Source organism: Halothece sp. PCC 7418 (assembly GCF_000317635.1).
GTDB lineage: Bacteria > Cyanobacteriota > Cyanobacteriia > Cyanobacteriales > Rubidibacteraceae > Halothece.
Map to the genome: position 1 here is coordinate 938,933 of NC_019779.1, position 22,094 is coordinate 961,026.

General features: G+C 42.9%; 22 protein-coding genes, 1 tRNA gene and 1 pseudogene. 11 read left to right on the top strand and 13 right to left on the bottom strand.

The window, feature by feature from the left end:
• The first annotated feature begins 399 nt into the window (after nt 1-399).
• Genes PCC7418_RS04315 through PCC7418_RS04325 form a run of 3 tightly spaced genes read left to right on the top strand, consistent with a single transcriptional unit; the run spans nt 400 to nt 3,271 of the window.
• Nucleotides 400-1,650: an MFS transporter gene (locus tag PCC7418_RS04315; protein WP_015224954.1), complete on the top strand. Its 1,251-nt coding sequence runs from the start codon at nt 400-402 to the stop codon at nt 1,648-1,650.
• Entirely contained in the window at nt 1,647-2,327 is a 681-nt protein-coding gene (locus PCC7418_RS04320) for a hypothetical protein (RefSeq protein ID WP_015224955.1), read from the top strand. Before PCC7418_RS04315 ends, PCC7418_RS04320 begins: the two co-directional genes overlap by 4 nt.
• A gap of 14 nt (nt 2,328-2,341) precedes the next feature.
• On the top strand, nt 2,342-3,271 hold the full coding sequence (locus PCC7418_RS04325; RefSeq protein WP_015224956.1) for an NAD(+) kinase: 930 nt from the start codon (nt 2,342-2,344) through the stop codon (nt 3,269-3,271).
• Here PCC7418_RS04325 and PCC7418_RS04330 read toward each other — a convergent pair.
• On the bottom strand, nt 3,268-3,753 hold the full coding sequence (locus PCC7418_RS04330) for a hypothetical protein (protein WP_015224957.1): 486 nt from the start codon (nt 3,751-3,753) through the stop codon (nt 3,268-3,270). The genes PCC7418_RS04325 and PCC7418_RS04330 overlap by 4 nt on opposite strands.
• Nucleotides 3,754-3,868: 115 nt before the next feature.
• On the opposite strand from PCC7418_RS04330, the gene hemF reads away from it, so the two are divergent.
• Nucleotides 3,869-4,909 (top strand): oxygen-dependent coproporphyrinogen oxidase, encoded by a 1,041-nt coding sequence (gene hemF / locus PCC7418_RS04335; protein WP_015224958.1) that lies wholly within the window; start codon nt 3,869-3,871, stop codon nt 4,907-4,909.
• A 470-nt stretch (nt 4,910-5,379) separates the two neighbouring features.
• Nucleotides 5,380-6,111 carry a photosystem II biogenesis protein Psp29 gene (gene psb29 / locus PCC7418_RS04340; protein ID WP_015224959.1) on the top strand — a complete coding sequence of 244 codons (732 nt, stop codon included), beginning with the start codon at nt 5,380-5,382 and terminating at the stop codon, nt 6,109-6,111.
• Nucleotides 6,112-6,261: 150 nt separating this feature from the next.
• Here psb29 and larC read toward each other — a convergent pair whose 3' ends face one another.
• Entirely contained in the window at nt 6,262-7,446 is a 1,185-nt protein-coding gene (gene larC, locus PCC7418_RS04345) for a nickel pincer cofactor biosynthesis protein LarC (protein ID WP_015224960.1), read from the bottom strand.
• Here larC and PCC7418_RS04350 point away from each other — a divergent pair.
• The 3 genes from PCC7418_RS04350 (at nt 7,445) to PCC7418_RS04360 (ending at nt 8,830) form a co-directional block, all read left to right on the top strand.
• Complete coding sequence (locus PCC7418_RS04350; RefSeq protein WP_015224961.1) at nt 7,445-8,116, top strand: L-threonylcarbamoyladenylate synthase; 672 nt, start codon at nt 7,445-7,447, stop codon at nt 8,114-8,116. The two genes, larC and PCC7418_RS04350, sit on opposite strands and share 2 nt — an antisense overlap.
• A gap of 185 nt (nt 8,117-8,301) precedes the next feature.
• Nucleotides 8,302-8,372: transfer RNA gene (locus tag PCC7418_RS04355), tRNA-Gly, on the top strand.
• Between the two features lie 116 nt (nt 8,373-8,488).
• Nucleotides 8,489-8,830 carry a hypothetical protein gene (locus PCC7418_RS04360; RefSeq protein WP_216086674.1) on the top strand — a complete coding sequence of 114 codons (342 nt, stop codon included), beginning with the start codon at nt 8,489-8,491 and terminating at the stop codon, nt 8,828-8,830.
• Here the strand turns inward: PCC7418_RS04360 and PCC7418_RS04365 are convergent.
• The 5 genes and pseudogenes from PCC7418_RS04365 to PCC7418_RS04385 form a co-directional block, all read right to left on the bottom strand.
• The gene (locus PCC7418_RS04365) at nt 8,827-10,107 is read right to left on the bottom strand and encodes a sodium:proton antiporter (protein ID WP_015224963.1); all 1,281 of its coding nucleotides are present in this window, start codon (nt 10,105-10,107) and stop codon (nt 8,827-8,829) included. The two genes, PCC7418_RS04360 and PCC7418_RS04365, sit on opposite strands and share 4 nt — an antisense overlap.
• A 113-nt stretch (nt 10,108-10,220) precedes the next feature.
• The gene (locus tag PCC7418_RS04370) at nt 10,221-11,429 is read right to left on the bottom strand and encodes an RNA-guided endonuclease TnpB family protein (RefSeq protein ID WP_015224195.1); all 1,209 of its coding nucleotides are present in this window, start codon (nt 11,427-11,429) and stop codon (nt 10,221-10,223) included.
• Nucleotides 11,389-11,986 (bottom strand): annotated as a pseudogene (locus tag PCC7418_RS04375) (IS607 family transposase). The gene PCC7418_RS04370 and the pseudogene PCC7418_RS04375 overlap by 41 nt, the downstream one beginning before the upstream one ends.
• 200 nt (nt 11,987-12,186) lie before the next feature.
• On the bottom strand, nt 12,187-13,836 hold the full coding sequence (locus PCC7418_RS04380) for an ABC transporter substrate-binding protein (protein ID WP_015224964.1): 1,650 nt from the start codon (nt 13,834-13,836) through the stop codon (nt 12,187-12,189).
• 56 nt (nt 13,837-13,892) lie between these two features.
• Nucleotides 13,893-14,210 (bottom strand): 2Fe-2S iron-sulfur cluster-binding protein, encoded by a 318-nt coding sequence (locus PCC7418_RS04385; protein WP_015224965.1) that lies wholly within the window; start codon nt 14,208-14,210, stop codon nt 13,893-13,895.
• A 287-nt stretch (nt 14,211-14,497) separates the two neighbouring features.
• On the opposite strand from PCC7418_RS04385, the gene PCC7418_RS04390 reads away from it, so the two are divergent.
• Nucleotides 14,498-15,445 (top strand): fused MFS/spermidine synthase, encoded by a 948-nt coding sequence (locus PCC7418_RS04390; protein ID WP_015224966.1) that lies wholly within the window; start codon nt 14,498-14,500, stop codon nt 15,443-15,445.
• 14 nt (nt 15,446-15,459) lie between these two features.
• On the opposite strand, the gene gmk is transcribed toward PCC7418_RS04390, so the two are convergent.
• Nucleotides 15,460-16,011 carry a guanylate kinase gene (gmk, locus tag PCC7418_RS04395; protein ID WP_015224967.1) on the bottom strand — a complete coding sequence of 184 codons (552 nt, stop codon included), beginning with the start codon at nt 16,009-16,011 and terminating at the stop codon, nt 15,460-15,462.
• A gap of 11 nt (nt 16,012-16,022) precedes the next feature.
• Nucleotides 16,023-16,289, bottom strand: a complete 267-nt coding sequence (remA, locus tag PCC7418_RS04400; RefSeq protein WP_015224968.1) for an extracellular matrix/biofilm regulator RemA — start codon at nt 16,287-16,289, stop codon at nt 16,023-16,025.
• 134 nt (nt 16,290-16,423) lie between these two features.
• Here remA and PCC7418_RS04405 point away from each other — a divergent pair, with 134 nt between their 5' ends.
• Nucleotides 16,424-17,026, top strand: a complete 603-nt coding sequence (locus tag PCC7418_RS04405) for a GDYXXLXY domain-containing protein (protein WP_015224969.1) — start codon at nt 16,424-16,426, stop codon at nt 17,024-17,026.
• Between the two features lie 71 nt (nt 17,027-17,097).
• Nucleotides 17,098-17,700 carry a methyltransferase domain-containing protein gene (locus PCC7418_RS04410; RefSeq protein WP_015224970.1) on the top strand — a complete coding sequence of 201 codons (603 nt, stop codon included), beginning with the start codon at nt 17,098-17,100 and terminating at the stop codon, nt 17,698-17,700.
• Here the strand turns inward: PCC7418_RS04410 and PCC7418_RS04415 are convergent.
• Genes PCC7418_RS04415 through PCC7418_RS04430 form a run of 4 tightly spaced genes read right to left on the bottom strand, consistent with a single transcriptional unit; the run spans nt 17,697 to nt 21,869 of the window.
• Entirely contained in the window at nt 17,697-18,767 is a 1,071-nt protein-coding gene (locus PCC7418_RS04415) for an ABC transporter ATP-binding protein (protein ID WP_015224971.1), read from the bottom strand. The two genes, PCC7418_RS04410 and PCC7418_RS04415, sit on opposite strands and share 4 nt — an antisense overlap.
• Nucleotides 18,768-18,814: 47 nt before the next feature.
• The gene (locus PCC7418_RS04420; protein WP_015224972.1) at nt 18,815-19,708 is read right to left on the bottom strand and encodes a carbohydrate ABC transporter permease; all 894 of its coding nucleotides are present in this window, start codon (nt 19,706-19,708) and stop codon (nt 18,815-18,817) included.
• A gap of 3 nt (nt 19,709-19,711) precedes the next feature.
• Nucleotides 19,712-20,620 carry a carbohydrate ABC transporter permease gene (locus PCC7418_RS04425; protein ID WP_015224973.1) on the bottom strand — a complete coding sequence of 303 codons (909 nt, stop codon included), beginning with the start codon at nt 20,618-20,620 and terminating at the stop codon, nt 19,712-19,714.
• Nucleotides 20,621-20,627: 7 nt separating this feature from the next.
• The gene (locus PCC7418_RS04430; protein WP_235620743.1) at nt 20,628-21,869 is read right to left on the bottom strand and encodes an ABC transporter substrate-binding protein; all 1,242 of its coding nucleotides are present in this window, start codon (nt 21,867-21,869) and stop codon (nt 20,628-20,630) included.
• Between the last annotated feature and the right edge of the window lie 225 nt (nt 21,870-22,094).

Consider the following 22,094-nt stretch of genomic DNA (forward strand, 5'->3'; position numbering starts at 1 on the left):
CGTATTGAAACATCTAGAGTTGAAAAGTTGAGATTATATGCTAGATATAAACGGAAAACAATGACTCAATTAGTGGAGGACTGGATTGATACCTTAGAAATGCCAAACTACAATGACACAGAAGGCTAAAGCCTTGTCTGTGTCATTCATGAGGGGCTGTCGTCGGAACGAGGGTGACGACGCTTGTAAGCCCCGTCCATCCGTTTGAAACGGATGGCTTTCTGACTGTTTTATTGTAATTTTAAGTGAATTGCAAATTATCCCCCTAGCCCCCCTGAGAAAGGGGAATCCCCCCTAGCCCCCCTGAGAAAGGGGAATCCCCCCTAGCCCCCCTGAGAAAGGGGGGAATAGTTAATCAAGTTTTTACGAATGATTTAGATCTGCTAAATTCTCTTATTCATGCTTAAAAAACTCACGCAACAATTCCCATCTTTGAATCGCACGGTTTGGATTCTGGCGTTTGGGCGGTTACTCTCTGAAATTGGAACAGGATTTGTTTTATTTTATGCCTCAATTTTCTTTGTTAATCAAGTGGGGTTATCGGCAACTTTAGTGGGGGTTGCCCTGGGGAGTGGACAAGTGGCGGGGGTGCTGGGTCGCTTTTTGGGGGGCGTTTTCACGGATAGTAAGTCTTGGGGAAGACGGCGCACGTTGTTACTGTCGGCTGCGGTTTCTGTTTTAGCTGATGTGGTTTTAGGCTTAACCTATAATTTTCCGACCTTACTCCTCGGAAACTTAGTTTTAGGTTTAGGGGTGGGGTTATATTGGCCCGCAACGGAAGCGGTTATTGCTGATATTACTGCCCCTGATGAACGAAATGAAGCCTTTGCTATTACTCGCGTTGCAGATAGTTTAGGCTTAGGGATTGGGGTAGTTTTAGGGGGATTAATTATTAGTACGGCAGGGAATTATCGTCTGTTGTTTGCTGCGGATGGGGTTTCTTTTCTGGTTTTCTTTGCGGTGATTTATTTTGCGGTGGAAGAAAGTTATCAATTTTTTGAGGAGGGGGAAAGCAGTCAGAGAAATCCGTTTCAAGGTTGGGGGATTGCGCTGCGCGATCGCGCTTTTGTAACATTTCTCAGCATCAATATCCTCTTCACCACTTACATTTCCCAAATTCAAAGCACCCTTCCTCTATATTTCCGCAACTATGTCCACACAGGAGGGGAGGAATTAGGCTTTTCTCCTCAAGTCATCAGCGCCCTCTTCACCTGGCATATTACCTTTGCTGCTATTATGCAGTTACCGATGGCGAGGTTTCTCAACCGTTTCCGACGCGCCCAAGCCCTAACTTTTTCCTTTTCCCTCTGGCTGGTGGGCTTTGTGTTAATTTGGGTAACAGGAATCACCCAAAACGCCCCGTTGCTCATTGCTGTTGTAGCTTTGGGGATTTTGAGCTTAGGATTAAATAGTTACACGCCCTCTGCTTCCTCTCTCGTTGCTGATATTGCCCCCGCTTCCTTACGCGGTGTCTATTTATCCCTAAATTCCCAATGTTGGGCTGTAGGCTTCTTCATTGGGCCCCCTGTGGGAGGTTGGGCGTTGGATCAAGCTCGCGTTATTACGGATCAGTTTTGGCTGGTTGTTGCAGCGACGACGTTAATTGGAATGATTGTGTTGCGCTCTCTCAATAAACTCCTAAAATCATGAAACATCTCTTTTCTGTTCTATTTGGGATTTTAATTTTAATCACACTCAGTAGTTGTCAAGATTTTTCCCCTCGCAATCCGCAAGTTTCTTCTAATCATCCGAGTCTTGATGCTACTTCTCCCAGTTTAGAAGCCTTTGATTTAGCAGCAGAAAACTGGCAAACCATCGCAGGAGAAGGAATCACCCTCTCTCTTCCTGAAACCTATCTTGGTGGGAATCCTGTGCGGGATCTGACGAACATTGAAACCGCATTAACGGATCTCGATCAAAGTTATGAAAAGCGGTTGCAACCGATTAAACAAAATTTGGAACAGACGGTTTTGATTGCTTTTGATGCGCGATCGTTAACTGCAAATGCGTTAACTAACGTGAATGTTGTGCAGCAATCCCTGAATCAACAAACTTCTCTAGAGGACTATCTAGCAAAAACCGTCCAGCAACTACAAGCCACCCACCAAATTGAAGAAGAAACGATTCTCACTCAAAATAAATCTTCTATGGGACGGATTATTGCTAGTGTCACCACAGAAGAAGGGGTGAGCTTGAAACAATTATTTTATCTACAACCGCAAAAAGAAACGGTTTGGATTACTACTTATACCACGCCTAGCAGTGAGTTTCAGGGTAGATTCCCCAATTTTGAACAAAGCATCGCCAGTTTAGACATTCAAGCCTAACAAATAACAAAATCGTGCAATTAAACCAAGTAATCATCGCCTACAAAGCGGGTGACAAAAACAGCAAGGAGTGGGCAGACACTTGCGCCAGAGCCCTAGAAAAACGGGGTTGTAAAGTGCTAGTGGGGCCTAGTGGTATCAAAGATAATCCCTATCCCGTGTTTTTATCCTCTGTAGGAAATGAAATTGACTTAGCCATTGTTTTAGGGGGAGATGGCACCGCCCTCGCAGCAGCGCGACAACTTTCCCCAGAAGGGGTTCAGATTTTAGCGGTGAATGTGGGGGGACACTTAGGCTTTTTAACCGAACCCTTTGAGTTATTTCAGGATATTGAAAATCTGCTCGATCGTCTAGAATCAGATCGTTATGCCATCCAACGGCGGATGATGCTACAAGCGCAAGTTTTAGAAGGCGGGCGAATTAAACCTGAACCGATGAGTGACCGCTTCTTCTGCTTAAATGAAATGTGTGTCAAACCCGCTAGTATGGATCGGATGATCACGTCTATCTTAGAAATGGAAGTGGATGGAGAAGTGGTTGAACAATTCCAAGGGGATGGCTTAATTATTGCGAGTCCCACGGGTTCCACTTGTTATACCGCTTCCGCAAATGGTCCGATTGTTCATCCAGGGATGGAAGCGATGGTCGTCACTCCCATTTGTCCTCTCAGTCTTTCGAGTCGTCCGTTAGTCCTTCCTCCAGGTTCGGTTGTCAATGTTTGGCCCCTGGAAGAAGCTGAACCTTCAACGAAACTTTGGACAGATGGGTCTCTCGGAACAACCATTTGGCCTGGACAGCGTGTTTCGATTACCATGGCTAATTGTTTAGCCAAATTCATTATTCTGCGCGAAGATCATTCCTTCTACAACACGCTTCGTGAGAAGCTAATGTGGGCGGGAACTCGCATTCACTATGAGAATGACCATCGTAATGGACATTATTAACTCACTTGTTGCGCTGATTCAGCCGATTGGGCTAATTTTCGCACCACTTGTGAGGCATAAGGGCGAATCATCCACCATAAAAAAGGTGATAACCAACCTCGTAAAGTGATCGAACAGGAAACATAAGTCCCAATTAACGTTGATTCCACTTGATAAGTGACTCGGTTTTCTAAGCCTGGAATGGCTAGCACCCGCAAACTTAAAAATTCACCTGGATTCACTTTTTCCACAAAAACTCGGATTGGAATCGGCATTAATCGCGTTACGGCTTGATAAATCAACCCTGGTTTTGCCCGCAATCCTTGAGGGGCATTGGTATGATCGAGCAGGGGATTCCAAGATACATCTCCGAGGTTAATCAGTTTTTCCCAGAGGACATCCACAGGGGCATTACTGAGAACCCGATAGGTTTTGTAAAGGGAAAACTGACAAGAAATTTTTTCCTTTCTTGCGATGAACTTGAACGAAAAATTAAGAATCACAACATCTCTCCTGATCCATTGCGCCCAGGCAAGTATCCTATTTTAGGAAAATTAAATTGTTTTGAGTACATCACTCAAGAATAATTTGTAAAAGTTTATTCATCATTTAGAACTCATGAGTGTAAAAGAAACTGACGTTAGCACCACTAAAAATCAATTTGTACCGCCCGAAGATGGGAAAGCGCGGGTGAAAAATTTTATGATGACGCTACAAGATGAGATTTGTAGTAGTTTAGAAAGTCTCGATGGTAGTGGTCAAACCTTTCAAGAAGATACATGGGAACGGGAAGAAGGCGGTGGCGGTCGATCGCGCGTGATTAAAGGCGGTGATGTCTTTGAACAAGGGGGAGTGAACTTTTCAGAAGTGTTTGGTAAAAATTTGCCTCCTTCGATTTTGAAACAACGCCCCGAAGCGGAAGGACATGAATTTTTCGCCACAGGAACTTCCATGGTCTTACACCCGCGCAATCCTTATATCCCAACGGTTCACCTCAATTATCGCTATTTTGAAGCGGGTCCAGTCTGGTGGTTTGGCGGTGGGGCTGATTTAACCCCATATTATCCCTTCGCGGAAGATGCGGTTCACTTTCACCAAACATTTAAAGCTAGCTGCGATCGGCATCATCAAGAATATTATCCTGTCTTTAAACGCTGGTGTGATGAATATTTCTATATTAAACACCGTCAAGAAAATCGAGGCATTGGGGGCATCTTTTTTGACTACCAAGATGGTCAAGGGGAACTTTATCGTGGGCCCGATCCTGAAGGCAATGCGGGACAATATAGCAGCAAATTAGGCGCGATCGAACCCCGCACCTGGGAGGACCTATTTGCTTTTGTTCAAGACTGTGGAAACGCCTTTTTACCCGCTTATACACCGATTGCGAAAGAACGTCGTCAGATTGAATATGGCGAACGGGAACGAAATTTCCAACTCTATCGGCGCGGACGCTATGTTGAGTTTAATCTGGTTTATGATCGCGGTACGATCTTTGGCTTACAAACGAAAGGACGAATTGAGTCAATTTTAATGTCTTTACCGCCCCTTGTGCGCTGGGAATACTGCTATCATCCCGAACCGAATACCCCTGAAGCGGAACTTTATGACACTTTTCTCAAACCCCAAGATTGGGTGAATTGGCAAACAAAAGGATAAATTAATTATCAGGTGGAGAGGAATCAAGTATAGTGTTTTTGAGTCTGTCGAAGGGTCAAAGAACAAAGAACCAAAATTTCTACCATTTCGACAAACTATTGCTACACAACGATCCCCCCCTTCGCCCTCGTTACTAAGGGGGTTTGTGGGGATCTACTGTAACTTGACAAAAATACTTTTCAATGTCTTAAGGAAACTTGGCAAATTCTTCTAGAAACGAGACAATAGTTAAAATGTAGTGTTTCTTAGTTGGTTGAGGTACGTCATCTGAATTAAGGAGTGTTATTAGTTCATTATGCTTCAAGGGGCTCTGCTCGACAGGGTTCATTGATTGGTTACTCCAACTCGTATTCCAATTCTCAAAGAACGAAGAACCAAGAACAAATAACAAAAAATAAGAATGTACTTCGCCAACCCAAGAATTGCTATCAATAAGCTGTCTATTATATAAAGAAACTGACCTAAAATCTGTGGATACTCTTCGCACCCTTTCCGAAACTAAACGAACCTTCTATACACTCCATACCCGCCCCCTAAACTCAATTTACCGCCGAGTGATTGAGGAATTGTTGGTGGAAATGCACTTGCTAACGGTGAATATTGATTTTAAATATGATCCCTTCTATGCTTTGGGAGTCGTAACCGTCTTTGATACCTTTATGCAAGGCTATCAACCCGAGAAAGATAAAGAATCAATTTTTAACGCGATTTGTAAAGCGGTTGAAAGCGATCCGCAACAATATCGACAGGATGCAGAAAAAGTCAAATCGATTGCGGATCAGGCTTCTGGGGAAGCAGTGACGGCTTGGTTATGTGAAGCAAAACCGTTAGACCAAGCGGGTGATTTAAATGATATTTTACAAGGAATTAGAGAAAATCCTCGCTTTAAGTATAGCCGTTTGTTTATTATTGGCATCTATACGGTATTGGAAAAAGCGAATCCTGAGATTGTCAATGATGATAAGAAACGAGAAGAAGTTTTAAATAACTGTTGTCAAGCGCTGAATTTACCGAAAGAAAAAGTTGATAAAGATTTAGACCTTTATCGTAGTAATCTAGAGAAAATGGAACAAGCGCGATCGGTCTTAGAAGATGTAGTCAGAGCAGATCGTAAGCAACGGGAAAGACGAGAACAACAGCAACAGGAAAAATCTGAGTCTGGGGTTGAGTTAGAGAAGAAAGAGGAAAACACAGAAGTTTAATTGATTGTTTAATCAGTTTCTAGTTTTTTGTGATTTCATCAGGAAATGAGATCGGTTCGGTGTCGTAGGGTGGGCCCTGCTTACCCTACCTGGCTTAGGAAGGGGGATTGTTAGACCAGTCATTTGTAGTAGCTATGAGTGGATTTCATATCAGTTAGGGCTTGCTGAAAAAAGCGCGATCGCGCTGTCTTGAATTTTCTTTAACGCAACTTGCTGCTGTTGCGCTAACCTGACACAATCTTCGTATTCAGGCTGAACATTCACCACTTTTCCCTGTAAGAAAGCCACCTTAACCCTAACCTCACCATAAGCTGTTTTAACCGTTTGTACCTCTCGTTTGAGAGCATTGCGGTTTTGAATCTGACGACGAATCCCAATCGTTGTCGTTTCCCGAAATAAAATTGCTTCACACTCAGAAATTTTATCCACAGGACAAATAACAGTAACTAAACTTCCCAAGCGTGACTTTTTCATCGTAATGGCTTGGGTAAAAACATCTAACGCCCCCGCACTAAAGAGTAATTGTTGAACATAGGGTAAAACTTGCGGGGAAAGATCGTCGATTTGGGTTTCTAAAACAGCAACAGTTTCAAGATTTTCTGCTGTTGTTATTTCTCCCACCCACAAACGGAGAATATTCGGTAAAGATAAACTCGCCGTTCCCGCACCTAAACCCACTTTCTGTATTGTCATTGCGGGGGCGTGACCAAACCCTTCAGCAAGGGTAACGGCTAAAGCAGCACCAGTGGGCGTGACTAATTCTTTTTCAATCCCGTTACTATAAATCGGAACATTCCGCGACTCCCAAAGTTTAACCACCGCAGGAACAGGAACAGGTAATCGTCCATGAGCAGCCTTGACACTCCCACCGCCAGTGGGAAGAGGAGAACAATAGATTTTCTCCACACCGAGCCAATGTAAGCCTAAACAAGTCCCAACAATATCAATAATGGCATCGGTTGCACCCACTTCATGAAAATGCACTTCATCAGGAGATACACCATGAACCGCTGCTTCTGCTTGTCCCAGTTGTTGAAAAACCTCTAAACTCCAATCTTCAACGCTTTGGGGGAGGTTCGCCTGTTGAATTAGTGTTTTAAGATCAGGGAGATGACGATGCGGGGGAGTTTTTGCGCTTAACTGGACTTCAACTTTTGTCGCCACCTGTCCATTATGGGTCAAGGGATAAGCAGATAACTGATATTCTTCCGTGATGGCTAACTGTTCTAACTGAGATATGAGATAATCCAAAGGAACACCAGCATCAACTAAAGCGGATAAATACATATCCCCAGCGATTCCTGTTGGACAATCCAAATATACAATTTTTGTCATGGCTACTGTTTATTCGATTCATCCCGAAACGCCTCAACAGCGTACTCTAGAAACGGTTGCTCAAGCGTTAAAAGACGGGGCGGTGATGTTATATCCCACAGATACAGTTTACGCGATCGGATGCGACATGAATGTCAAGTCGGCGGTGGAGAAAGTCCGATTTTTGAAACGAATGAGTAATGACAAACCCCTCACCTTTCTCTGTTCATCATTATCTAATATTGCTGATTATGCCCGTGTGGATGATGATGCTTATCGGTTGATGAAACGGCTTATTCCAGGAACTTATACCTTTCTCCTTCCAGCGACAAAATTAGTTCCGAAACTGGTGATGAATCCAAAACGGAAAACCAGTGGGATTCGCGTTCCCGATCATATCGTTTGCCAATCGCTTTTACAAACTCTCGGAAACCCGATTATTTCCACGTCTGCTTATCTCCCCGATGATACGGGAGAGTTACCCACCCTTGGCTATGAAAAAGCCCGTTTATTCGATACCATGGACAAACTGGTCGATCTTATTCTCGATGATGGATCAGAGGTGAGAACAGATGTCTCGACCATTATTGATCTCACTGGGGATGAACCAGAAATTATTCGGGAAGGCTTAGGAATCGAGGAAGCAGAAACTTGGTTGTTTGACACTCTCGGCGTTAAATCAAGATTATAGCGGGAGATTCTCAGAATCAAATCTCTGAGCGCCGTGTCAAGCGACTACTCATAGGTCGGGTTATTCACCGCTTTTCAGGGGGCGCACTGAACTAGGCTCTTTAGAGCATGGAATTTGATTTGAGGGAAGACTTGCCAAGGAGAATTGGTTGTGTTAACCTAGGTAGAGCAAATGAAAAAAGCCGTGCGGGCGTAGTTTAGTGGTAAAACCTCAGCCTTCCAAGCTGATGATGCGGGTTCGATTCCCGCCGCCCGCTTTTTTAAGGTATGGAAACTTAGAATCTCTAAGCCCTCTGGTTCTCTCCATGCCATCCCATTATCAGAAGCGAATGGATCGCCGTTGATATTATCATGAAAAATGATGTACTGATCGATGGTGCTTTTTATGATTCGTTACTTATTTTTCGGTCTTAGTCTTGCTTTAATATCTAGTATCGGCGTTTCTTCTGTATCTGCTCAAACCACGGAAGAGAACCCTTATCCCTCCAGTGAAAGAGATACTTTTTCTAGTGATTTGGGAGAAGGGATTAGTCCTCTTGATTTAATCCATCGCTCTAACTTAAGCCGAAGTCGCTCTCTTGAAGAATATCGCATTGAGCAACAACAAAACTTAAATGATGCTGCATCTCAGTTTCGCCAACAGCAGCAGCAACTCCTAGAACAAGAATCACAAAATACAACTGAGGACACAGAAACCACGGAAGAATTGTTCTAATGGCGACGCATATCTAGCCACGGTAAACGAACGGGGAAATCGTGAACAATCTTCATTTCTGGCAGATCGTCACTGGCTTGTTCCATCTGCATCCCATACCAATGCGCCCCAGGAAATGCAGTTAACCCGTGAGCAAATACACTACACAATACTGTAGTTACCATAGTCGAAAAAATCAACTCGCGTTCAACAATTGCTTGTTGTTCGAGGAGGAGTAAGCCATATAAAACAGAAGCAACCCCTCTCGGTCCAAACCAACCGAGAAAGAGGGTTGTTGTCCATTGCAATCTTAAACCAATGACACTAACTGCAACTCCTAGTAAACGGATGATCGTGAGACTGGTTACAGCATAGATTATGATTTGCCAGTTTAAGTCATCCACAGTGGGGAAGACCATAGTTGCGCCAAACAGTAAGAAAATAATCAGGATCAATAATTGTCCTTCTGCTTCCCCAAAGTCATAGAGACATTGACAAATTGGGGTTGCTGTATTACCTACGGTTAACCCTGCACAAAATGCAGCAATCAGACCATTTCCTCCCACAAGTTCAGCACTGGCGTAGGCTAATACTGAGATACCAATGACTGAAAGATTCTCAAAAGCATGGTTAATCAGTTTGCGATCAACACTTTCTGTCACTAGCCAACCGCCAATATAACCAATTGCAACGCCAATAAACGGCCCTAACAGAAGCTGTTCGGTTGTAAACAAGACCCAAAAGCCTAAACCTTCTCCTTTTTCATCCATTCCCGCCAGAGAGAAGAAAATAAAAAGAATCGGTAAACAAATCCCATCATTTAAGCCACTTTCAACATTAATTGCTTGGCGAATACAAACGGGAACTTGACGACTATTCACCACGGCTTGACCCAAAGCTGCATCTGTCGGCGCAAGAATAGTGGCTAAAATTGCTGCTTCCCAAAGAGTGAATTGCTCTGGAAAAATGAGATAACCTAACAGTGTTCCTAAAGCAATAATAACGGGAAGAGCAATCCCCAAAAGCCTTAAAGGAAGTGTAAATTCTCGCTCTAAACGTTGTAGGTTGATCCGAGAAGCATCGGTGAATAAGACTAAAATCAGTGTTAGTTCGGCAATCAGGCGAATTCCTTCACTATCAGGATTAAGATTAATCATTCCTAAACCTTGGGTACTGAGAAGCAAACCAAAGGTGACGAAGACCATGGGCGGGGTGATGACTGTTTTTTCCAGATAGCCCGAAATCAGCCCAAACCCAAGAATAAAAAAGGCAATAATCGCAAAGGTTTCAATGGTCATCTGATCACTTTTTCTAACCGTGATGCTGACAATATAACTCAGTAGCCGTTAAGGTTGATCTTTAAGGTGCAGAATGCCACTTATAGTTACCAATTTTGTAGACAAATATCTACTCAGGCTTTGTAAGGCTGGAACCTTACTGGGCTAACTACAAGCCTCTCTATTGGTTTTCCATCAAAGATAGAGTCACCAACTACTTTTCTTAGGATGTTGAGACAGCCATTTAGATCTGCATTGATTTTTTGACCAGAAGAAGAGTTAAACAGACCTCTTTTAACTCTACGTCCCTTGTAATTAGTGTGCTTTTTAATTGGTTCTAGGTCTGGGAAACTACACCTTGAAGTGTAACTTTCTTCGGTCAAAGTTACTTTAATCCCCACTAACTCTGCTTTATATGTTAATTGATCTATAAAACGAGCATGAGGAATTTGAGTGAAGTTTTGATTATTACGCTTTCCTATTTCTATATTTTGTTTCCAGTTTTCATTCTTTCCAATCACTAGATGACCAACACCGCGCTCTAAAAGTTGATTAATAATTAATCTACTAGCTGTGTGGAGGTAATAATCCACTTTATTGTTGCGTTTTAGTGTTAATCCTTCTAGTTTTTTAGAAGTAAACTGATTAGAGGGTAGCTGAGATTGTAGTTTTGCTTTCTTTTTGTTGTAAAACTGATTGCAAGATTTTAAGGCTTTCCCATCAACAATAAAAGGCTTAAAATCAGGATCACTGCTTCCAACCGTTGCTAAATTATTCAAACCTATATCAACCCCAGCTACTTTTTCTTGAGGTAGTAGTTGTGCTTCTTGAACCGTATAAATAGCCTCTAAAACATAACAATTGTTCTTAGGAATAATCCTTACTTCTTCTATTTGTTTTAGGTTGGTTGGTACTTTTAGGGACAGCCCAGAGGGGCTAATGAAACCTTGGCGTAACCACTTTTTAGAAAAAGCCTGACTATTATAGGTTAGAACATTCCTACCTTTAGTTTTATCCTTATAGCTAGGAAGTTTAGGTCTGGAGAAAAAATTATCGGAGTTTTTCTCATATGCTTTAATTGCCTCAAAGTAAGACTTAAAACATCTAACCACCTGTTTAATTACTAACTGAGCGACTTTAGTTGGTAAGGCTTGATAGTCCTTTCCAGTCTTTAATAAGTGATAAAGCTGGTTAAAGCTAGGAATTGGTGTTCCATTAAAGAAAGCCTGACGGCAGATATAAACAGCAGAATTGAATAAGTTCTTAGAAGCAAACGCTGTCCGATCAATCTCAGCAAATTGCCTATGAGTTTTCTTGATTAGATGCTTTTGAACTTGTCTCATTTTCTTCTAAGCAATTAATGAGGCACTCAGTTTTTCTTTTTCGTCGTCGTCATCCATAAATGCGGGCACAGAAGGAAGTAATAATGCTAATAAAATCTTGCATTATATCTTCTGTTTCTTCTCCAGACAGGTTTACTACTTCTATGGATTTTCCTTGCTTGTTAAGCAGAGTTTCTAAGTAATTAAATCCTACTCTCGTCAACCTATCTTTATGTTCAACAACAATTAAGTGGTAATCATCTTGGCGATCGTAATTTAGATAATTTCCTGCGTTTGTCGTTGACTCCGCTTCCAACCTCCTTAATCACTTTGGTAATTTGGTAACCTTTAGCGGAGCAATAACGAATAAGCCTTTCTGCTTGAGACTCTAAGTTATCCTTATTTTCAGCACTAGAAACTCGCGCATAAATAACAACACCTTTGACAGAAGAACTGGGAGTTTCTAAGATTATCGTTCCCGTTGGTAACTGATATCCATTTAATTCCCCTCTTTTCCACATCCGATGTGCAGTTCGATAGCTTATTCCTTTTTGTTTGGCATAGGTGGAAAGTTTCATATGTTCGTTATAGACTATAGATGTCTATATTTTCAACGAAACTTTGCAATACCACTTTGAACAAAGAAGGACTACTTTGTAGGGTGGGCATTGCCCACCCTACTACTATCTGGAATTCCAGTCTTAGATCAGTGGTGCAATCCCATTCGGATGAATAACGAGGAAGCCCCCGCTATAAGGAAGTTTAGCGGGGGAGGATGTCACTTCTCGATTGTCCAATAGGGAAAATTCTGACTGGGATTAATGGTGACTCCTTGAATGTTATTCTGGGCAAAGGCGTAATCAATGGTTTGCCAAAGAGGAACATAAGGGACATCTTCGGCTAAAAGGGTTTGGATTTCGGCGAAGATTTCTTTCCGTTCTTCTGGATCGCGCGATCGCCGCTGTTGATCAATTAGTTCATTCATCTGCTCATTGTAATAAAATGAGCCTTGGGTGTTTGCGCCTCCCTGCTGACACCCGTTGTCTTGACTGCCTTCGGTGCAAGATAAGAAGGGATGAATATAGTTATCTGCATCTAAAAAATCGGGATACCAGTCAATTAAAGCTGCAGGGTAAATCCCTTTGCTGATATTACTAAAAAAGGAGGCTGATTCAACGGTTCGCGGTTGAATGTTAAGAACTCCATCTAATTCTTGTTGCGCGATCGCGCTGAGGGTACTTGCCACTAAAGACCGAATCGTTGACCCCGAGGGATGCCAAATTTCTAGGGTCACAGGATTAGTTTCAGAGTAACCTAAATCTTGCAGTTTCTGTTTCGCTGCTGCAAAATCGGCACTTCCATATTCAGTTTGAAAACTCGGTTCATAAGCTGCAAAAGAGGTGGGAATTAGACTGTAAATGGGTTCAGATTGTCCTTGTAACACCCGTTCATTGAGCAAAGTTCGATCCATCATCTGCGCGATCGCGCGTCGCACTTCCACATTTTCGACGGCTTCGGCTTGAGTATTCAACATTAAATAGTTGACGGCGGTTCCTGAAGAGGCTATTGCTTGCCATTGTCCCTCACTCGCTGCTTCTCTCAAACTCTTAATCTGATTGGGATCAAAAGATTGATACGCCACATCAACGCCACCTGTGCGAAACGCATTAAACAAGTTGGCGGGGTTACTGGCATAAATCTGCATATCCACGCCTTCATTTGCGGGTTGGTTTCCCCAATAGTCGGCATAGGGATCAAGGCGGACTGTATCGCTGGTAAACTCAGTGAGTTGATAGCGTCCTGTTCCCACAAAAGTATTCGGTAAAAATTCTCCTGCGCCAATTTGATACGCTTCTGGAGAAACCGCACAAGCCCCTGGAAAAGCTAATAATGACGGAAAAGCAGCAAAAGGTTGTTTTAGGCTAATGGTGAGTTCATACTCCGCCGTTGCTTCAACAGTTTCAATGAGATCTGCCAATAAAAAAGATGGTTTCCCGCCATTTTCAATAAATCGTTGGAGGGAAAACTGCATCGCCTCTGCATTAAAAACAGTCCCATCATGAAATGTCACCCCTTCGCGCAAGGGAATGGTATAAGTTAGCCCATCTTCACTGATTTCAGGCAGTTCAGTTGCCAATTGCGGTTCTAAATCGGTTGTTCCCAATTGATAAGTATAAAGGCGATCGCTGAGATTATAAATTAGTCCTAACCCTGCAAGTTCATAGCTGTCAGCAGGATCGAGGGTGCGTGGTTTCAGGGTCGTGCCAATTCTAACGCGATCGGCATTGCTAGAAGACGCATCAGGGGTTGAGGTCTGTTGTTGGTTATTGCAACCGATAATGAGGACCACACACAAACCAAACAAACTGACAAACTGAAGCAGTTGTTTCCACTGTCGAGACCATTGAAATACAGCGCGATCGTTCATAACTTTTTTCCCTTGTCGGTAGGGTGTATTAACCTGACACCCTACAATTTAATGAATTAAGGTTGTTGAAATTGTTGCGTATAGACTTCATCTTCTTTTTCTGACTCAATTTTTAAGTCAGAGCGCGGATAAGCTACACACAGCAAAGCATAGCCTTTTTCTTGTAACTCTGGGGATACCCCCATGCCATCGGTTTGATCCACTTCTCCTTCTAAAATGAGTCCAGCGCAAGTTGTACATACTCCAGCCGTACAAGAACTGGGGAGATCAATCCCTTCTTGATGGGCGGTTTCGAGTATGGTTTTGTCTTCGGGAACGGTAATGGTATGAGTCTGACCTCGGTGACGAATTTCGACAGTGTAGGTATTTGCCATAGATATGTATTTAACGCCCAGTAGCCACTGCTTTTACAAGTTTGTGCGTGTTTGATTTTAGCAAACTTAAGAAGGTTTTTGTGATGTCAAGGTGGTTGTTGAGGTTGATCGCAAAGAAATTGATTGGTTTACTTTGCGCGATCGCGCACTGCTATTTTTGATGTCAAGGTTTCAAGATGAGTCGTACTGGTGCGAAATAATTTGCAACTGTTGAGTCTCTTGTTTAATCCCCTGTTTATGGTAACTTTAGAAGTTCTGGATGATTGATAGACAAAAGGAGACGCATCATGGCTGGTAGCGAATTAAAAGCAGATTTTTGGATTACCGAATATATTACCCCTTGGGATATTTACGTTCATGGCATTACAGAAACCTTGGCGTACCAAAAAACAGCGTTTCAAGAAATGTATATTGTGAAATCAGGGGCGTATGGTAAGGGGTTAGTCCTCGATGGTAAATGGCAATCTTCTACGGTGGATGAATATCTGTATCATGAGGCGTTAGTGCATCCCGCGATGATCGCGCAGGGAAATCCCAAAAAAGTCCTTGTTTTAGGCGGAGGAGAGGGAGCAACCATTCGTGAAGTCTTACGTTGGAAAACTGTAGAAAAAGTGAAAATGGTGGATATTGATGGGGAAGTGGTTGCTGCTTGTAAACAACATTTACCCGAGATGCACGCTGGCGCATTTGATGATCCCCGCACTGAGTTAGTCATTGGGGATGCGTTGGCTGTTTTAGACAATAGTGAGGAAGAATGGGATGTGGTGATTAGTGATCTCTCTGATCCCATTGAAGAAGGTCCTTCGTTTAAACTGTTTACCAAAGAATTTTTTGAGAAGATCAATCGGATTTTAGCCCCCAATGGCAAGTTTGTCTTACAAGCTGGACCCGTTGCTGATCCCTATATTGCTACTCATGCGCGGTTAGTGAATACCCTCAAAACTGTTTTTGAGCATAATGCGTCTTATACGACGTTTGTTCCCACCTATGGTGAACCTTGGAGTTTCACCTTATCTTCTCATACTCCCCTTGAGACCCGACCTGAACCAGAAGCGATTGACCAATTGTTAGAAGATCAAACTACTGGTGACTTAGGTTTAATTGATGGGATTACGGTTTTAGGCTTATTCCAAACCCCAGCCTACATTCGTCGCGCGATCGCGCAATATCAAGAAATTTTTACCCTTTCCGAACCGCCTAAATTCTTCGGAAAAGGGGTTAGCAGTGACCAGTGACTAGTGACTAGTGACTAATTAAAAATGATTTTTTCCAGTTCAACCAAGACGCGATCAACATCATCATTGACAAGGGAATAATCAAATTCCTCTGCTGCTTCCAGTTCGGTTTTAGCATAATCCAAGCGTTGCGCGATCGCGCTTGGACTATCTTTTCCTCGCTTTTTCAACCGTTCTTCTAGTACGTCTAGAGAAGGGGGTAAAATAAAAATACGAGTTGCCTCAGGGAAACTTTCGTGAACTTTCCTCGCTCCTAGGACTTCAATTTCTAATAACACTTGTTTCCCTTGTTCCAGTTCTTCTTCTACAGCTTGACGGAGTGTTCCATATAAGTTTCCTGTATATTCAGCCCACTCCAAAAACTCCCCCTTTTCAATCATCGTCTCGAACTCGTCACGGGAGAGAAAAAAATAATCTTCTCCATTCACTTCTCCCTTACGAGGAGGGCGTGTCGTCGCCGAAGTTGATACCGTGAGTTCTGGATGATGGGCTAGGAGTAATTTGACTAACGTTCCCTTTCCGACACCGCTAGGTCCAGTGATAACAATGAGTTGACCGCTTTCCATGAAATTTTGAGTTAATTACTTGCTGCTTGGTTATCTTTACTCAAAACAAAGCGATGTGCAACCGTTTCGGGTTGAATAGCCGATAAAATAACATGACTGGAGTCCGTAATAATAACCGCGCGGGTGCGCCGACCATAGGTGGCATCAACTAACTGACCTCTATCACGGGCATCGGTGACAATTCGTTTAATGGGGGCTGATTCTGGGCTAACAATTGCTACCACCCGATTCGCACAAACAATATTTCCAAATCCAATATTAATAAGCTGCATATCCATAGTACCAACAGCAATTCCTTGCTCAGTTCATGAGCCACTGCTCCTTAATTCCTATGTTATCCACAAAAAAAACTCTCTACCATTAAAACAGATACATATCTCGGAATTTGTGTCATTTTTCCTATCAATGCTTTATGAATAAACCTTCCTTGACTCATTTCTTGCTTCCCCTTAGCTTTCAACTTGCGCTGATTTGTGCTATCCCTGCGCAAGCCGTTTATACCCATCTCACTGGTCAAACCGTTATTTTACAGACCGTTCCTGTTGATCCTTACGATTTACTGAGAGGATATTCTCAAACCCTACGCTATGAAATCTCTCCTTTAGCAAGGGTTCAAGACCTTCCTGGTTGGGAAACTGTTGTTCGCCAAACCCATCGCCTCGATGAAACCCTACCGCCCGATGGAACGACAGTCTATGTGATTTTACAAGCACCAGAAACAGACAATCAGACCTCTCCTCCCCCCCCATGGCGCGCGATCGCGATTCGTCATCAACCCCCTGTTGACCTACCTGACAATCAAGTCGCAATTCAAGGGGAGTTAAATGATAATTGGGTCAATTACGGCTTGGAACAGTACTATTTTCCAGAAGCCCAGCGAGACAAAATTAACAATCGGATTAACCAATTCCAGAATAATCCCGAACGTCCCTTTGTCGTAGAAGTGAAAGTTGATGAAGGGGGAAATGCAGTTCCGATTAGTTTGTGGTTAGGGGAGGAAAAATACCGCTTTTGATGAGTGTTTCATCAATTAACTATCAATTAAAATAGCATTTGCTCACTATCAACTATCGAGTAACACAAGGAATGCAAAGTACATTAACCCCCCATTTTTGGGAAAATCGCTATCAAGAAGGAACGGATCGCTGGGATTTAGGTCAAGCAGCACCGCCGTTTCTGCACTTTCTGCAATCAGAAACTGCACCACCTGCGGGAAAAACTCTTGTTTTAGGCTGTGGTCGGGGGTATGATGCGCTGTTGTTTGCAGAAGCTGGGCATGATGTTATTGGGGTTGATTTTGCCCCTTCCGCGATCGCGCAAGCAAGGGAACTGGCGAAACAGGCTGAACTTCCCGTTGAATTTTTGCAAAAAGATATTTTCCATCTTCCAGAAGACTATCAAAATCATTTTGATTACGTCATCGAACACACCTGTTTTTGCGCCCTCCCTCTGGAAAAACGAACCGCTTATATTAATCTGGTGCATTCTTTACTCAAACCCACAGGGGAATTAATCGCGATTTTCTTTACCCATCAACGGTCTGGAGGCCCCCCACACGGTATTCAACCCCCAGAAATTAAAGACTTATTTGGGTCTAAATTTGAAATCATGCAGTTGAATCCAGTCAAACAGTCTGTTCCCTCTCGACAGGGAGAAGAACATTTCGGCAGATTACGCCCGATCATTTAACCCACGCGATCGCCGCTTTCCACATCAAACCAATGGAGGGAATGTTCTGGAAGGGCAAGTTCGACTTCCTCACGTTCCCAATTTTGATCCACGGGAATCAGACTCCGCAATTGTTTGTCTCTAACCCCTTCCACTTCTACGGTTAACAGTTGTTCTTTTCCTAAATCTTCCACTAAAATCACTTGTCCTTTCACCGTTTGCTGATCCCCCTCTCTAGCGAGACGAACATCCTCAGGACGAATGCCAAGCATAATTTGTGAAGGAATCTCAGATAACCCCGGAAGATTAATCCCAAAGTTTCCCAACATGGCTTGTTGTCCTTTACAGTTGAGAGTAATCAGATTCATTTGCGGACTGCCCATAAACCCAGCGACAAAGCTATTTGCCGGATAATTATAAATCTGATACGGGGTGTCTAACTGTTGCAGTACACCATCATAAAGCAAGGCGATGCGAGTAGAAAGGGTCATTGCTTCAGTTTGGTCGTGGGTTACGTAAACCACAGGCTTATTCTGAGACTTAAAAATCTGTTTTAATTCCGCACGAACTTGTTCCCGCAATAACGCATCTAAGTTACTTAACGGTTCATCCAATAAAAAGACTTCTGGATCTCTGACTAACGCCCTCGCCACAGCAACCCGTTGGCGTTGTCCTCCTGAGAGTTGTCCAGGTTTACGGTCTAACAAAGACTGTTCTAAATCTAATTTTTGCACCACCTGATCAATGCGCTGTTGAATTTCTCCGCTAGGAGTTTTCCGAATTTTCAGGGGAGAAGCAATATTTTCCGCAATGGTCATGTGAGGATAGAGGGCATAACTTTGAAATACCATCGCCACATTCCGTTCACCCGGAGGGACAGTATTCATATTATTGCCATTAATCAGAATTTGCCCTTGAGTGGGTTCTTCTAAACCAGCAATTAAGCGTAGGGTTGTCGATTTTCCACAGCCAGAGGGACCAACAAAAGTAAGAAATTCCCCATCCTCTACATCAACGGATAAGTCTTTAATGGGAACTGTTTTTGAGTTGTATTCTTTACGAAGATTTTTCAGTTGTAGTTGTGCCATTATGATTGATTCCTTTGTTAATTATTGCTTATGATTGCCTTAAATAATTACCCTTTAACTGCACCCGCCGTAAGTCCTTGTACAATGCGACGTTGGAAGAATAAGACTAAGAGAACAAGGGGAAGGGTTCCTGCTACCGTTGCTGCTGCAATGGGACCATAGGGAATTTCAAAAATCGATGAACCGCCAATTTGTGCTGTGGCAACAGGGATGGTTTTCATACTTTCTTCTGTCACAAAGGTTAAGGCGAAAATAAACTCATTCCAAGCGAAAATAAAGGCAAGAATTCCAGTTGTCACTAATGCAGGAACGGTCATCGGTAAGACAATTCTCACTAACATTTGCACCGTGTTATAACCATCGACTTTGGCGGAATCTTCTAAGTCTTTGGGTAACTGTTGAAAGAAGGTTCTTAACACCAAAATGGTCAAGGGTAAGTTCTTACCTGCATAAGGAATAATTAAAGCGAGATAGTTATTGCCTAAATTGAGTGTTTTTACGACTTCAAAGAGACCTAAAAAGAGTAAGACATAGGGAAATAGCGTAACAATTAAAACAATGGCAACGAGAAATTTTTCCCCAGGAATCTTTAATCTGGCTAGGGCATAAGCAGCAGGTGCGCCCGTCGCTAACGCGATTAAAGTGGCGGTTGCTGCAACAAATAAACTATTGAAAATATAGAGTAAAAAGGGACGACGATTAAATAGATTAAGGTAATGGTCTAAGGTTAACTGATCGAAACTGGGGAGATAAACATTGGGTACGGTCGCGATCGCGTCATTAATTTTAAAGGACGTTAAAACTTGCCATAACGCGGGGGCGAGACAAAAGACAGCGACAAAGAGAATGCCGATCAAAAGGGCAATTTTTCGCTTGGGAAGTTTAGGCTTGGGTGGAGTGTTCGTGGTGATTGTTGCTTCTTGTTTTTGCGCGATCGTCATAGTTTATTCTTCTCCAGTTACATTCACATCAGTTTTCGCCAGAATCATTCCAGCAATGGCAACGGCAACGATTAAAATTAAAAAGGTAATCACAATTAAGGCTGCACCATAGCCAAAGTCTAAATAACGCATTACGGTGTCATAAATATACAAAGAAACGGTTTCTGTTGACCCAGCAGGACCCCCACCAGTCATGACTGTAACTAACTCGAAAATGCCAAAGGCTTGGGCAAACCGAAACAGTAATGCAATAATCATTTGTGGGGTAATTAAGGGTAAGGTAATAGTAAAAAAGCTCTGTACTGGATTTGCCCCATCTAGGGAGTGGGCTTCGTATAAATCTTGGGGAATTGCTTGTAATCCGGCTAAGAGAATTACCGCAATAAAAGGGGTTGTTTTCCAAACATCGGCAAGAATTAAAGCAAACATGGCGCGTGAGGGATCGCCTAACCAAGTAATCCCAGAATCAATAATTCCTAAGCCTCTGAGAATGTCATTAACAACCCCATATTGGTCATTAAAAATCCATTCCCAAGCTAAGCCCATCACCGCAGTGGGTAACGCCCAAGGTAAAATCCCAATGGTTCTTAAAATACCGCGACCGCGAAATTTTTGGTCTAAAACGAGGGCAACGCCAATTCCTAAGAGTAACTCTAGAAGTAGAGAGAAAAAGGTAAAAATGGTTGTATTGCCGATACTATTCCAAAAACGACCATCTCCGAACATTCGGGCATAGTTTTCTAAACCAGTAAAAATGGGTTCGAGTTGAGTGCCTAAGTTTTCGGTGAATAAACTCAACCAAAACGCCCGACCAATGGGATAGGCAAAGACTAAAATTAGGATAATTAGTGCAGGTAAGGAAAGTAACCAACCGGTCAGTTGATCTCGCTGACGGATAGAGTTGATTTTCATAGCTTAATTATTTAGAACGCTTCAAGAGGAGACGGGTTTCCCTGGCTGCTGCATTCATCGCTTCTTCTGCGGACATGGTTTTGGAAATGGCAGCACTGAGATACCGTTGTAGAATATCTGAGGCTTGAGAATATTGCGCGATCGGTGGACGTAAAACCGCATTTTCAATGACATTCAGCAGTTCAGGTAAATAACTATATTTTTCCACTAACTCTGGATCATTAAAGAGTTCGCGCCGACTGGGAACATAACCAGTTTGCAGGCTATATTTTTTCTGAGTTTCGGCACGACTAAAGTATTCCACCACTTGCCATGCTGCGTCAGGATGGTCGGTTGTTTCAGCAATCCCCATTCCCCATCCCCCTTGACAAGCACCACTTCTACCATTAGGCGCGTGTGGCATGGGTTTAATGGCAAAGTTGCCAGCAATGTCTGATTCTGAGGCTAACCCATAAACATAGGGCCAATTTCTGAGGAAAGCGGTTTCGCCGTTTTGGAATAACCGTCGGGTGGGTTCTTCGCTATAAGTCGTCACACCCGGGGGGGAAACGCCTTCGTCAATGGTGTCCCGCAAGAATTTAACCGCTTCAATAGCATTCGGCTGATCTAACCCCACTTCTAAGGTGTCTGGATCAACCCAAAAGGCATCAAACCCAGCGAGGATTTCCACAAACATCGCCGAGAGTCCTTCATACTGCTTCCCTTGCCAAGCGTAACCCCACGGGGTATAGTCTTGGTCTTGCAAGCCTTGGGAAATTTGCATTAATTCTGTGAAGGTTTCTGGCGGTTCATAGCCTGCTTCTTGTAGCCAGTCGGTGCGATAGTACAGCATTCCTGCATCTGACCGAAATGGCATCCGATACAGTCCATCTTCATATCGTCCACCATTGACATCGCCGTCTAAAAATTGATCGAGTTCTTCTTGAGACACGCGATCGGATAAGTCTTTTAACCATCCTGCTGCTGCAAATTTTGGTGTCCAGACAATATCCATATACACTAAATCATAGGGAGAATCTCCTAATAAAAATGCTGAGGTATAGAGGTCTTCAACCTGATTGGTATCGTTCGGCGCTTCTACAATTTCTAGGCGCACATCAGGATTTTCTTCATTGAAGTCTTGCACAATGGGTTCGAGTTGCGCTGCTTCCAAAGCCTGAATCAGAACTTTTACGGTTGTCGGTTGCTGACTTTGGACAGCAGTGACTAATAACGGAATCGAGACAACTGTTATTAAGAAAACTATCAAAAGTTGGAATATTTTCCGATTTTTGACCCATCGAAAGTATGATTTTAAGTGATTTTTAATTAGAGACATAATCGATTAGTCAAAAAATATCTGTTTGGTAACAAATGCTTATACCAATTTAAAAAGTAGATGTTACCTTTCCTAGGGTGGGCATTGCCAACCCTACCATCAATGAATAAAATTGGCTCTCCACGATCTTAGAGTAAACGTTAAGCAAAAATCACA

Excerpts from the sequence above, each read along its gene's own strand:
- remA (WP_015224968.1), bottom strand. The coding sequence starts at position 16,289 with ATGGATATGCAGCTTATTAATATTGGATTTGGAAATATTGTTTGTGCG.
- hemF (WP_015224958.1), top strand. The coding sequence starts at position 3,869 with ATGAGTGTAAAAGAAACTGACGTTAGCACCACTAAAAATCAATTTGTA.
- PCC7418_RS04315 (WP_015224954.1), top strand. The coding sequence starts at position 400 with ATGCTTAAAAAACTCACGCAACAATTCCCATCTTTGAATCGCACGGTT.
- PCC7418_RS04390 (WP_015224966.1), top strand. The coding sequence starts at position 14,498 with ATGGCTGGTAGCGAATTAAAAGCAGATTTTTGGATTACCGAATATATT.
- PCC7418_RS04365 (WP_015224963.1), bottom strand. The coding sequence starts at position 10,107 with ATGACCATTGAAACCTTTGCGATTATTGCCTTTTTTATTCTTGGGTTT.
- PCC7418_RS04385 (WP_015224965.1), bottom strand. The coding sequence starts at position 14,210 with ATGGCAAATACCTACACTGTCGAAATTCGTCACCGAGGTCAGACTCAT.
- PCC7418_RS04415 (WP_015224971.1), bottom strand. The coding sequence starts at position 18,767 with ATGGCACAACTACAACTGAAAAATCTTCGTAAAGAATACAACTCAAAA.
- PCC7418_RS04420 (WP_015224972.1), bottom strand. The coding sequence starts at position 19,708 with ATGACGATCGCGCAAAAACAAGAAGCAACAATCACCACGAACACTCCA.
- PCC7418_RS04320 (WP_015224955.1), top strand. The coding sequence starts at position 1,647 with ATGAAACATCTCTTTTCTGTTCTATTTGGGATTTTAATTTTAATCACA.
- gmk (WP_015224967.1), bottom strand. The coding sequence starts at position 16,011 with ATGGAAAGCGGTCAACTCATTGTTATCACTGGACCTAGCGGTGTCGGA.
- PCC7418_RS04380 (WP_015224964.1), bottom strand. The coding sequence starts at position 13,836 with ATGAACGATCGCGCTGTATTTCAATGGTCTCGACAGTGGAAACAACTG.
- larC (WP_015224960.1), bottom strand. The coding sequence starts at position 7,446 with ATGACAAAAATTGTATATTTGGATTGTCCAACAGGAATCGCTGGGGAT.
- PCC7418_RS04370 (WP_015224195.1), bottom strand. The coding sequence starts at position 11,429 with ATGAGACAAGTTCAAAAGCATCTAATCAAGAAAACTCATAGGCAATTT.
- PCC7418_RS04360 (WP_216086674.1), top strand. The coding sequence starts at position 8,489 with ATGGTGCTTTTTATGATTCGTTACTTATTTTTCGGTCTTAGTCTTGCT.
- PCC7418_RS04350 (WP_015224961.1), top strand. The coding sequence starts at position 7,445 with ATGGCTACTGTTTATTCGATTCATCCCGAAACGCCTCAACAGCGTACT.
- PCC7418_RS04410 (WP_015224970.1), top strand. The coding sequence starts at position 17,098 with ATGCAAAGTACATTAACCCCCCATTTTTGGGAAAATCGCTATCAAGAA.
- PCC7418_RS04405 (WP_015224969.1), top strand. The coding sequence starts at position 16,424 with ATGAATAAACCTTCCTTGACTCATTTCTTGCTTCCCCTTAGCTTTCAA.
- PCC7418_RS04425 (WP_015224973.1), bottom strand. The coding sequence starts at position 20,620 with ATGAAAATCAACTCTATCCGTCAGCGAGATCAACTGACCGGTTGGTTA.